This window comes from Mariniphaga sediminis, assembly GCF_003573545.1.
Lineage (GTDB): Bacteria > Bacteroidota > Bacteroidia > Bacteroidales > Prolixibacteraceae > Mariniphaga > Mariniphaga sediminis.
Map to the genome: position 1 here is coordinate 299697 of NZ_QWET01000007.1, position 10298 is coordinate 309994.

Below are 10298 nucleotides of genomic sequence, written 5' to 3' on the forward strand. Positions count from 1 at the left end.
CCTTTTTCGTTTTTAATATTAATAAACATCCATCTGAAATCTTTTCTCTCTTTTCAGGTTTTTAATGTATTTACCTGCTTGTTCTTCACTAACGCCTCCCTGTTCCTGAATAATTTCCAGTAGTGCTTTGTTCACGTCTTGCGCCATGTTTTTCCGGTCGCCACACAGGTAGAGATAGGCGCCGTTTTCTATCCAGTCGAAAATTTCCTTCTGGTTCTCCTTCAGTTTATGCTGAACGTAAATTTTTTCCTGTTGATCTCTGGAAAAGGCTACATCCATTTTTTCGAGGTCTTTTGTTTTTAGCAGTTTTTGCCATTCAACCTGGTATAAAAAGTCGGAATAAAAATGGCGATCGCCGAAAAAGAGCCAGGAATCCCCTTTAAGTCCTTTGCTTTCGCGTTCCTGCATAAAAGCCCGGTAGGGGGCGATTCCTGTTCCTGCTCCTACCATAATAATTTTTGCCCCGTTTGGAGGAAGTTTAAATGCCGGATTTTTGTCTATATATATTGGAACCTGGTCGTCAATTTTAATGTCATAGGCCAGGAAAGAGGAGCAGGCACCCTGCCGTGTTCTGTTCTTTTTTTCATATTTTACTACAGACACTGTAATATGTACCTCTTCATCAACGGTTTCCTGGCTTGATGAAATGGAGTACAGGCGGGGTGGGAGTGGTCTTAGAATTTCCACTAAATCCCGGGCATTCCAGTCATACGGGAAATCTTCCAGAAGGTCAAGTACATCATTTCCCCAAAGGTATTCATCCAGCAGGTTGTCGTCAATCAGCAGTTTTTCAAGTTCCTGGTTTTTCGATTTTTCATAGTATTTACGAATGGTGTCTACTGAAAGCAGGGTAATTTCTAAATAATGCAACAGGGCTTCCTGTAAAGAAAATTCCCCAGCCTTAACAGAGACCGGATCTTCCGGAGCAGCGCCGGTTTTCCGGATAATTTGTTCGACCAGCGATTTGGGATTTTTATTAAAAATACCAACAGCGTCTCCCGGTTCGTAAGTTAACCCCGAGCCTTCAAGGGAGAGTTCGATATGGTAAACCTCTTTGTCAGAATCCCTGCCGGTTATTTTCACTTTTTCGAGTACGGTGGCCATGAACGGATTTTTTTTGGAATACTCCGTTTTGGGCTGTCCGTTATTTGAATGCAATGTTTGTGAGATGGCAGTGCTCAATGTTGCGGGTTTCAGGTTTTGAAGAAGATTGTCCATCCATGCGGCGGCATTTTCTTCAAAGTCCACATCACACTTTACGATGGGGGTAATACTTGATGCTGTCAATCGTGTAAAAGCTTCGTCGATATCGGCGCCTGTCTGGCAGAAATGCCGGTACGATTTGTCGCCCAAAGCCAGCACAGAATATTTCAGTTTTTCCAGTTTCGGGGCGCGTTTCCCGGTTATAAATGTGTGAAAATCTTCTGCCATATCAGGCGGTTCACCCTCTCCATGGGTACTTACAACTACAGCCAGGTTTTCCTCCTCTTTTAATTTTTTGGGATTGTAGTCGTACATGCTCACTACATTGGCTGAAATGTTTAGGGCCGTTGCCTTTTCCAGAAGGTTTTCCGCGAGGGTTTTCGCGCGTCCGGTATCTGTTCCGTACAAAATAGTCAGTTTTGTCGGAGCTTCAGCAGGCACCCCATTTTGTGCCACTACAGCAGCCCCGTTGGATGAGCCGTTTTGCGCTACCCTGGCAAACCTGCCTTCAAGGTATCCGCTCAACCAAAGGATTTGTTCAGGGGTTAATGCTTCAATTTGTTTGGTTAAATCCCTTAACTGACTTTCGTCGAATGGAATTGTTTTTAAATTCATTGTAAATAAGCTTTAATTTTATCTCTTAATCGGATAGATTCATAAACATCTTCACCGTTGGAACTGACTGCAACTGATATGTTCCCGTTCCTGTATATTGCCGGTGAAACAAATTGACACAAAGCCGGTTTGTCGTGAATGTTCACAAGAACACCGGCCTGCCGGCAATCTTCAACAATCTGCCGGTCGAGCGCTTCGTTGTTGGTACAGGAGTAAAGCATCAGGTAGCCATTTAAATATTTTTTGTGATACGTTTTTTCATAATACGTAACACCGCTTTGTTTTATCTCTTCGCAAATGTTTTTTGCCAGTATTTCGACTTTGGCATCAAATCGTTGAAGAATTTTCAGCTTTTTCCATGCGCTGTGATCTCCTCCAACAATCAAAATTTTTTGATTGGAAATGTCAATCGCTATGGGCAGAAAATTTTTATTCATTTTAGTGACTTTTTAAATTTCATACTCAATGGGTGTATCTTCAATACGTCCGAAATTGCTTTTGTTCCAGGCTCTTTCGTGCAAAAAGTAGAGCGCCATTTTGGTGAACAGTTCCACGCCGCCAATGGTAACAGCAAAATTGACATTGCCCACCACAATCCAGGAGATGATGATTGTATCAATGGTTCCAATCGTTCTCCACGATATTGTTTTAACAATACTTCGCCGTTTTTTCTCAATCATTCTTGAATTTTCTCCTTTTTCCATTGGGCGTGATTTGTTTCATTTCAATCATCTTAAAAAAAAAGCCCCTCTGCTAAATTTGCAGAAGGGCCTATTTCTTTAAAAACTATTCGCTGTTATCTATACCATTCCTTCTGCACCAAAATAAATTTGCAACACATACACATACATGCTACAGAATTCATTTTTATGTCAGAAGAATAATTTTTCATTTCAATATTTTTATGTGACTTTTATCACAAAACTCTGGTGCAAATGTAAATTAATATTTTACAAAACAAATACTTTTTTGTCTTTTTTTAGTTGAATGTAAATTTTCTGTTTTCTTATGAAAACTTCAGTGTGCTTCTTTTACTTAATATAGTGGTAGTTGCGAGATGTGGTTATGTTATCTGTATTCGTCAAGGGATATTTCTTTTAACGGTGTTCCGCCGTCAATGAAAAGCTTTCCGTTGGCTGTTAGTGCTTTGCTGATTTTCAGTAAAGCCTGCTTTTCAAGTTCGGGATGTCGTCCATCCAACGCTCCAACTCTTACAGCAATAGCGATGTCAAATGGCTCTTCATCGTTCTTTAGAGTGAAATTTTCGATGGCAACCTGGCTGAAGGAAAGGCGACCTGTTTTTATTTCTGTCTGCGAACCGGAAATGGCTTGTTGAATAGCTTTGGGAGAGCGGTCGATGGCAAGAATATGTCCCTTGTCAATTCGTCTCGAAATTTCCCGGGCCATTGCGCCAGGCCCGCACCCGATTTCCAAAACGCGCATTTCCTTTTTCAAAGGCAAGGCTTCAATAATTTGTTTAAGTCTTGGTGAGAGTTTTGCTGCCATAATACGAATTATTTAGCCCCAACCATTCTGGAGATTTCTTCGTCTGCTTCGCGTATTTCAAATGCTCCTATTTTCAGCCCCGGATGCTTCGCAATTATTGTTTTGGCCTCCTCTATGTCGGTTGCTTCCAAAATAAAATAGCCGCCTAATTGATCTTTGGAGTCAATTAATTTTTCAACTTTAACAATACCGTCTTCCAGATGAATGCGACAACCGGAATCAGCTCCTTTTAAGCCTTCTCCCTGAATAAAATGCCCGCGTTTTTTCAACGAAGAATAATAAGTAAAGTAGTCGTTTAAAAATTCAGACTGAACAGCTTTCGGGAGCTGAGCCCACTTCTTTTCATTAAGGTATCCGAAACAAACAAATCTCATAGCTGCTTTTTAATGTCGTACCATAGCTGAACCAATCCGGAAGGGTAATTAATGCTTCGCTTGAATACAAGCTGCTGCTCTGTATTATTGTCTTTAAATAACCTGATTCCATCGCCGAGTAAGTGTGGAATTACACTTACAATTATCCTGTCAATTAAACGGTTACTTAGAAGTTCATAAACGATTTCGGCACCCCCGTCACAATAAATATTCTGCCCCTCTTGTTGTTTCAGGGATTTTACCAGATTAACAGCATTATCAGTATACTCAGCATGTTCTTCTTTGCCCGTCCTACTCCTTGAGATTACATAAACCTTTTTGTTTTTATAGGGTACCCCGTTACCAAACGACAGAACTTTATCAAAGGTTTTTCGCCCCCAAATTACCGTATCAATACTTTGCAGGAAATCGGCGTGCCCATAGTCTTCGTTAGCCGTTTCCACCATGGATAAGAAGTCGATGTTGTCATCTCTTTTCGCAATGTAACCATCAAGGCTCATCGCAATGTATAAAGCTAATTTCCTTTTCATTCCTGAGCTGTTTTATTTAACTAATTTACATAGCCGGGTCATTATTTAGTCGCAACCTTACGTTCTTCTGATTTTATCAAAGACAACAGTTTTTCTTCCAAATGTTGGGTACAGGAAGTTGTACAGGTGCCAAAACATTCCCGTTGGGGAGTGGTTATTCCTTTGTTGCTGCAATCCATTTACTGATTGTATTTTTGAATTCCGTTTCTTGTAATTCAATGCCATTTAGATTTTTGAAGGTAGCAACAGCCCGGTCGTTCTCCTTCCAAACAAGAAGGCCAGACGTTTCGCTTATAAGCCTGCCATTGGATTGAGCGAGCTTTTTAGCCCCACGGTGAAAAACGATCTGAATTTGTTTTGGCGGTTGAATTCGCATCGTTATCCGGTCTTCGCTGCGGAAACAATAATTAGGGCCGTTCCATTTAATATTTTCTGTCAGCTGGCTTTCGGCACTTACTATTAAATCGCGCAAACGTTCTATTTCATTTCTTAAAGGATGATTGATTCCATTTAGAAATTTTGTAACCTCTTCATTTTTCATATTGCCAAGACTTCGTTTGTACAATAATCATTTTATTCTTCCTGTCTTTATTCTTTTGTTTGCAAGCACTTTCGCGAAATTATTTTTGTTTTTACTGTTGTATTTTTTTTTATTTCATCGAGTGTAGACCAATGGTGTTTCCTTCAGTATCCACCACCAGGGAAATAAAACCATGTTCTCCAATAGCCATCTTGGATTGGTGTACCTGTCCACCACTGGCAACTACCCGACTTTCTTCCACCGTACAGTCTTCGCAGCCAAAATAGATAATGGTGCTGTTTTTTCCTGCCTCAACGCCTTCCATTTTTACCAATGCACCCGCAGCTCCGTACTCTTCCATATGGCCGGGAAAAGCTTTCATCAGGACAGATGGGTCTGACGGGTCGTTAATATTTTCCAGTTTCACGTCTAAAACTTTTTCATAAAAATTGACAGCCCGCTCCATATCTTCCACATAGATTTCGAACCATACCACTGAATTTTTTTGTGCCATTTTTAAATTTTTAATTGTTATTATGCGCAAAGCTCAAAAAACGGAACCAAAAAAATCTTGCCATAGGATAAGTTTTACGTCTCTTTTAGTATTTCCTTTCTGATTCTGCTCAAAGAAGTGTCGGTAATGCCCAAATAGGTGGCAATATGCTTTAACGGTACTTGCTGTATAATTTCTGGTTTTTCATGTATCAGATTCAAATACCTTTCGGTTGCAGTCAGGGTAATCATGCCAATGGAGCGTTGCTTTGAAATTAGGAGCTGGCTTGACATCCAGGCCCGGCCCCATTCTCTGAATCCTTCCATGTTGTGAAACAGCTCCTGAAAAGCCGGGTATTCGATTTTCCACAAAATGCTGTTGGTTAATGCCTGGATATTTTCAATGGCAGGAATTCGCTGAAACAAGGAAGATACATCAATCAATACATCACCTTCAATAAAAAAGTCAGTTGTAATTTCATCTCCATTGTAATTCATTACAAACGACCTAAGTATCCCTTCTTCAACTAAATAGTATTCATTGCATGTTTTTCCGGAACTGATAATTATATCATTTTTTGAAAATTTGATCTTTGTATGTGCCTTCTTAATTTCGTTGTATTCCTCCTTTGAGATTGTCGGATAACTATAAATTTTCTCGAAAAAATAATTTGTCATTTATCATTTTTTTGATTAGCCAAGACAATTAAAGATCAACAGGTGTCAGGTTTCGGAGCCATTTGTTTTTATGTTTAGATTTTATCCCGTTCTATCTGTAGATTTTAAATGTGACTTTTAAATTGTAAGAGGCCTTTCGTTTGAAATTATATTAAACTTTTAAACGCGTTGAGGCCGAAGTTTGTTTACGAAAAATCTGACAAAGTAATTGCCAATTTATGAAGCCAGCTGTCCTTTTTGGGCAGCCTCTTCTTATATCAGGTTTTAAAAGTTAAGGGTAAGAACCCGCTTCGTTCATTACAAATACCGGGTTACACTTTTTTTGTAATTTTCGTACGCAGTACCAAAGCGATTAATCAGGAATTTTTCTTCATTTTTAATAATGAAGTGGTACACAATTAAGCTATATACACCAGCGATTAGAATAAAAATATTCCATGTGTATATAATTGATGTCATGGTAAATAAACCAAAACCAACGTACATCGGATTTCGACTGATTTTATATATGCCCTTGGTTTTTAATTCTGTCTTTTCCAAAGGTAATCCCAACCGGGTAGATTTACCTAAATGATAGAGGCTAACAACAATAAAAATGAGTCCCAAAAAGAACGTAAAAGATGCAATGATGTCATCGTATGAGTAATCTGTTTTATAGACAAAATGTTTATTACAGAATGAATAAAGAAAGATAATCCAGGTAACATAACCTGATATTTTGCCAGAGTAAAATATCATTGGGTTAATTGATGATTTTCCTATTAATTCCATATTCTTAAACTTTCTTATTGGAATATAATTTAGTTATATGTGTCTAATTACTTATCTGCATTTTGTTTTTAATCAAAGATTTTACAGACTTATTTAATAATACTATCAGGATTTCCTTTTCGGATTCAGTCATGTCTTTCGTCAATAACTCTGAGATACGCTTGTGTAAATCAGTATGTATAGAAGCAGCCTTCATCCCGATCTCAGTTAAATGAACATGTGCAGTTCTTCTGTCATTATCTGATGTGACTTTATAGATTAGTTTTTTCTTTTCAAGTCTGTCAATCATTACTGAAATGGATGCTTTTGCAATACTCATTCCGTCAGCTAGTTCCGTTAGGGATGGATTTTCCATTTTGTTAATCAGTTCAATGCAGTACAATTGTCTTGAAGTCAGGTCCTTCAGATCTGAGTCTTGTTTCATTTTTTCTTCAAGTATTTCACTCGAATGTAGAATTGTATTCAGTATTTGTTCTAAATTCTTTTGCATTTTCCGGTTTTAATTCCGACAAATATAAAAAATAATTAGATATATCTAACTAAATTACAATTTTTATTTTTCTTATTTTATTGATTGTGCAGATTCGTATTTCTGTATTCGGGGAGGTGGTAATAATTTCAGGTAAGATACGGTAAGTCAGTATTCCAGAGAATATTGCTTAACGTATACCTTGGTCAGTGAGTAATCAGCCTGAAAGTTATATTCCGATTGGGTAATCGTTTAAAACATTGCCCTATCGTGGGCTCCTTCCGTATTTATAAAAAGGATTGTTCCATTTTTCAAGATTTTCTAACCAAATTATTTTGCCTGAATAGGAATTTTTATAAATCTCCCCCAGGCAATAAAAACAGCAATCAGTGCAAAAATAAAATTCATGGGCAACATTGTGAATTCACCTCTTGAAATATGAAACCCCGATGCCAATACCATAATGGCAATAATACCTAATGCTGCCACAGGCGCAAGTGTTGGTTTAATGCGCAGTAAAGCAGGAAGTATAAGCCCGATGCCTCCCAAAAATTCACTCACGCCAATAAATCTTACGAGAGATACTGACACATCTTTGACCCAATGTAGGGAGTCTGCTAACTGCTCAATGGGTTGCATTGATTTCATTGCTCCCAACAAAAGAAACATGGCAGCTAAAAGCACTTGCGCTATCCATAAAGATATATTTAACGCTTTCTGTTTTTTGTGTTTACTTGTTGTCATATTAACATTTTTTGTTTGATGTTGCAAAGATAAGTACATTTGCTATCAAAAAGTAAGCAGTTTCCTAAAGGTAAGCAGGATGAGTAAAACAGAAGATGAAAAAAACAATCATGAAGAATGTCAGAAGCTGATGTTGCCCGTTCGTGATGCATTAGATGTTATTAGCGGAAAATGGAAAATATTGATTTTAATTTCCTTAATGCAAGGTAATAGTCGTTTTAGGGAAATTGAAAGGAGTATTCCCCGAATAACCTCCAAAGTTTTGTCAAATGAACTGAAAACATTGGAAGAGCATAAACTGATTAAAAGGACTGTATATGACGATTATCCTGTCAGGATAGAATACTCTTTGACTGAATATGCTTCAACACTGGAGAAAGTAGTGAACGAACTTCAAATATGGGGCATCAATCATAGGAAAAAAATTTTAGAAGAGGGTTAGTCCGGTTTTGTTTAAAAGTAAGTGGTAGTGGGGGAGAGTTGCCTGTAATATTCATCCTTTTTTTAGTCAGCTCTCCGAATATTATTTCCTATAAAGAGTTTTAAATACTGTAATGGTTGTAGGCTGTTAAAGCAGGTTAAAATCGAGCGAATACCTTCTGTCCCGACGATTATCACACTGTAGACAATTCATTATTTATTTCAATTTTTGAATGCACTTTATCACATAATCCAGCTGGCTGTCTTTGCTTTCTATCAAATCCTGAACAGTTAAGTGGACGATATTATCAGGTAAAACGCCCCTTCCTTTTGCAATCGTATTATCAGTTACATAGTGATTGATTTTAACAAATGACATTCTCAATATTATCCTGGAATTGGGGAGTTCATACAAAACAGGATATTGTCCTGTATGGAAATAATATCCTCCGCCTGCTTCTTCTCCAATAAGTGTAATATTAGCATCATTTTTAGCGTTTAAGGCAAATGCCGATCCTGCAGAAAATGTTCTGCCTCCAATTAAAACAAAAACATTTCCTTTAAATGGCTTCCTGAAAGGTTTCATTTCTTCTATTGCATGGTCCTTCTGTAAAATCCAACGTCCATTTTCTTTTTTTGCTGATGCGAAGTAATTCGAGAAAAACTGGCGATAGTCGGATACCGTATCTAAAAGATATTTTCCTTCTGGTAAATGCGAAGTTATAACACTTTCAGAAATTCTTTGCCGGAAAGGCTTTTCGGTAAGAAATGAGAATAAATGAATTGTATTAATCCTATAGCCACCGTTATTGCTGCGGATATCCAGAATCAGATTGTCTGTTTTTTTCTTCCTGATTTTTTTGAACAGATTAACTAACCTGGATTTAAACTCTGTGGGGTCTAATCCAAATGAAGGAACGGTTAATACAGCTGTGTTAATAGAATCAATGTAATGATAGCGGGGCCATTTTTCACTAACCCAGGTTTGAAAATACTTTGCTCTGTCACTATCACCGTGATAAGCAGCAAAATGTGAGTTCCGTAGCGCATGTCGCTTACCAATTTGCTCAAAATCCTGACTTTCAATTGTGGTGGTTTTGCTTTGATTATCCGGTGTTAGATACACTACTTCGTACGTACTTTTTTCTCCCAATTCATAGTAAAGTAATATTCCAAATTCGGTTTCTATTTGCCTGTGTTTTTTTGTAAGGTTATATCCATCGGAGGGAGCATATTTTAGCATTCTGTTTATTAATTGATCGCAGTTTTCCCCATCAATAGTTACAATCTGAGAACCAGCAGGAATTTTAAATTCATCCGTATCTGCATATAGCTTCCCATCAATAATTTTTAATAACAAGGGAAACATTTTGGGAATAGAGTCCATTTTGGGGTAGTGAACAATTAAATGACCATCTTTAACATGCTCTGCTAAAGCACTAATTGATCGGAACAAACCATCCGAATTTGTTAACTGTTTCAGCTCTTTCTTTTCAAAATGATTAAATATGCTATCCCAATTTTCTTTTGTTGTGTACTCATACAAACTTGGATGTCCGGTTGTTAAGATATTTTTAAAGATGGTATAATCTTCAATGATTTGTTCTTGAGACAATTTGGTCTGGGCAAGTAGAGATAAAGGAAAAACAATAGCAACTACAAAGCTCCTTATTTTCATAAACTTCCTATTATTTTTCTGTTAAGTCCTTTTGTCATTAACCAAATGCCCAGAAATACTTCAAACGCCGCGGTTGGAACGTTTAAAATCAGATATTGGGTGGTAATAATTTCTATCGCACCAAATAAAACGAATATACTTGCTATTCCTGACAAGATTGAACCGCCTATTTTAAATACTCCCCTTGTTTAGACAACATTACTTCAAAGATAAGTTAGATTTCGTTTCCCGCCCAATTGGGCGGGAAACGAAATCTAAGCGGCCGAGCAGAACACTTTCTCTGGCTTTTTATAATCCA

At 37.6% G+C, this 10298-nt stretch carries 14 protein-coding genes; 1 reads left to right on the plus strand and 13 read right to left on the minus strand.

What is annotated here, in order from left to right:
- Positions 1 to 18: 18 nt before the first annotated feature.
- The 12 genes from D1164_RS11800 to D1164_RS11855 form a co-directional block, all read right to left on the minus strand.
- Positions 19 to 1818, minus strand: coding sequence for an assimilatory sulfite reductase (NADPH) flavoprotein subunit (locus D1164_RS11800; RefSeq protein ID WP_119350184.1), 1800 nt, complete (start codon positions 1816 to 1818; stop codon positions 19 to 21).
- Positions 1815 to 2255 carry a precorrin-2 dehydrogenase/sirohydrochlorin ferrochelatase family protein gene (locus D1164_RS11805; protein WP_119350185.1) on the minus strand — a complete coding sequence of 147 codons (441 nt, stop codon included), beginning with the start codon at positions 2253 to 2255 and terminating at the stop codon, positions 1815 to 1817. The genes D1164_RS11800 and D1164_RS11805 overlap by 4 nt, the downstream gene beginning before the upstream one ends.
- A gap of 12 nt (positions 2256 to 2267) precedes the next feature.
- On the minus strand, positions 2268 to 2522 hold the full coding sequence (locus D1164_RS11810; protein WP_206610988.1) for a DUF2061 domain-containing protein: 255 nt from the start codon (positions 2520 to 2522) through the stop codon (positions 2268 to 2270).
- A 364-nt stretch (positions 2523 to 2886) separates the two neighbouring features.
- Positions 2887 to 3324 (minus strand): class I SAM-dependent methyltransferase, encoded by a 438-nt coding sequence (locus D1164_RS11815; protein ID WP_119350186.1) that lies wholly within the window; start codon positions 3322 to 3324, stop codon positions 2887 to 2889.
- 8 nt (positions 3325 to 3332) lie between these two features.
- The gene (locus tag D1164_RS11820; protein ID WP_119350187.1) at positions 3333 to 3698 is read right to left on the minus strand and encodes a YciI family protein; all 366 of its coding nucleotides are present in this window, start codon (positions 3696 to 3698) and stop codon (positions 3333 to 3335) included.
- On the minus strand, positions 3695 to 4228 hold the full coding sequence (locus tag D1164_RS11825; RefSeq protein WP_119350188.1) for a dihydrofolate reductase family protein: 534 nt from the start codon (positions 4226 to 4228) through the stop codon (positions 3695 to 3697). Before D1164_RS11825 ends, D1164_RS11820 begins: the two co-directional genes overlap by 4 nt.
- 154 nt (positions 4229 to 4382) lie before the next feature.
- On the minus strand, positions 4383 to 4769 hold the full coding sequence (locus D1164_RS11830; protein ID WP_119350189.1) for a DUF1801 domain-containing protein: 387 nt from the start codon (positions 4767 to 4769) through the stop codon (positions 4383 to 4385).
- Between the two features lie 109 nt (positions 4770 to 4878).
- On the minus strand, positions 4879 to 5262 hold the full coding sequence (locus D1164_RS11835) for a VOC family protein (protein WP_119350206.1): 384 nt from the start codon (positions 5260 to 5262) through the stop codon (positions 4879 to 4881).
- 74 nt (positions 5263 to 5336) lie between these two features.
- Entirely contained in the window at positions 5337 to 5918 is a 582-nt protein-coding gene (locus D1164_RS11840; protein WP_119350190.1) for a Crp/Fnr family transcriptional regulator, read from the minus strand.
- Positions 5919 to 6215: 297 nt separating this feature from the next.
- Positions 6216 to 6689 carry a methyltransferase family protein gene (locus D1164_RS11845; RefSeq protein WP_119350191.1) on the minus strand — a complete coding sequence of 158 codons (474 nt, stop codon included), beginning with the start codon at positions 6687 to 6689 and terminating at the stop codon, positions 6216 to 6218.
- 43 nt (positions 6690 to 6732) lie between these two features.
- The gene (locus D1164_RS11850; RefSeq protein ID WP_119350192.1) at positions 6733 to 7179 is read right to left on the minus strand and encodes a MarR family winged helix-turn-helix transcriptional regulator; all 447 of its coding nucleotides are present in this window, start codon (positions 7177 to 7179) and stop codon (positions 6733 to 6735) included.
- A gap of 309 nt (positions 7180 to 7488) precedes the next feature.
- Positions 7489 to 7902 carry a DoxX family protein gene (locus tag D1164_RS11855; protein ID WP_119350207.1) on the minus strand — a complete coding sequence of 138 codons (414 nt, stop codon included), beginning with the start codon at positions 7900 to 7902 and terminating at the stop codon, positions 7489 to 7491.
- Positions 7903 to 7981: 79 nt separating this feature from the next.
- On the opposite strand from D1164_RS11855, the gene D1164_RS11860 reads away from it, so the two are divergent.
- The gene (locus D1164_RS11860) at positions 7982 to 8344 is read left to right on the plus strand and encodes a winged helix-turn-helix transcriptional regulator (RefSeq protein ID WP_119350193.1); all 363 of its coding nucleotides are present in this window, start codon (positions 7982 to 7984) and stop codon (positions 8342 to 8344) included.
- Positions 8345 to 8539: 195 nt separating this feature from the next.
- On the opposite strand, the gene D1164_RS11865 is transcribed toward D1164_RS11860, so the two are convergent.
- Positions 8540 to 10000 (minus strand): S41 family peptidase, encoded by a 1461-nt coding sequence (locus tag D1164_RS11865; RefSeq protein ID WP_119350194.1) that lies wholly within the window; start codon positions 9998 to 10000, stop codon positions 8540 to 8542.
- Positions 10001 to 10298 lie beyond the last annotated feature (298 nt).

Bases quoted from the DNA above. Each gene is read 5' to 3' on its own strand.
- D1164_RS11800 (WP_119350184.1), bottom strand. From the start codon at position 1,818: ATGAATTTAAAAACAATTCCATTCGACGAAAGTCAGTTAAGGGATTTA.
- D1164_RS11805 (WP_119350185.1), bottom strand. From the start codon at position 2,255: ATGAATAAAAATTTTCTGCCCATAGCGATTGACATTTCCAATCAAAAA.
- D1164_RS11810 (WP_206610988.1), bottom strand. From the start codon at position 2,522: ATGGAAAAAGGAGAAAATTCAAGAATGATTGAGAAAAAACGGCGAAGT.
- D1164_RS11815 (WP_119350186.1), bottom strand. From the start codon at position 3,324: ATGGCAGCAAAACTCTCACCAAGACTTAAACAAATTATTGAAGCCTTG.
- D1164_RS11820 (WP_119350187.1), bottom strand. From the start codon at position 3,698: ATGAGATTTGTTTGTTTCGGATACCTTAATGAAAAGAAGTGGGCTCAG.
- D1164_RS11825 (WP_119350188.1), bottom strand. From the start codon at position 4,228: ATGAAAAGGAAATTAGCTTTATACATTGCGATGAGCCTTGATGGTTAC.
- D1164_RS11830 (WP_119350189.1), bottom strand. From the start codon at position 4,769: ATGAAAAATGAAGAGGTTACAAAATTTCTAAATGGAATCAATCATCCT.
- D1164_RS11835 (WP_119350206.1), bottom strand. From the start codon at position 5,262: ATGGCACAAAAAAATTCAGTGGTATGGTTCGAAATCTATGTGGAAGAT.
- D1164_RS11840 (WP_119350190.1), bottom strand. From the start codon at position 5,918: ATGACAAATTATTTTTTCGAGAAAATTTATAGTTATCCGACAATCTCA.
- D1164_RS11845 (WP_119350191.1), bottom strand. From the start codon at position 6,689: ATGGAATTAATAGGAAAATCATCAATTAACCCAATGATATTTTACTCT.
- D1164_RS11850 (WP_119350192.1), bottom strand. From the start codon at position 7,179: ATGCAAAAGAATTTAGAACAAATACTGAATACAATTCTACATTCGAGT.
- D1164_RS11855 (WP_119350207.1), bottom strand. From the start codon at position 7,902: ATGACAACAAGTAAACACAAAAAACAGAAAGCGTTAAATATATCTTTA.
- D1164_RS11860 (WP_119350193.1), top strand. From the start codon at position 7,982: ATGAGTAAAACAGAAGATGAAAAAAACAATCATGAAGAATGTCAGAAG.
- D1164_RS11865 (WP_119350194.1), bottom strand. From the start codon at position 10,000: ATGAAAATAAGGAGCTTTGTAGTTGCTATTGTTTTTCCTTTATCTCTA.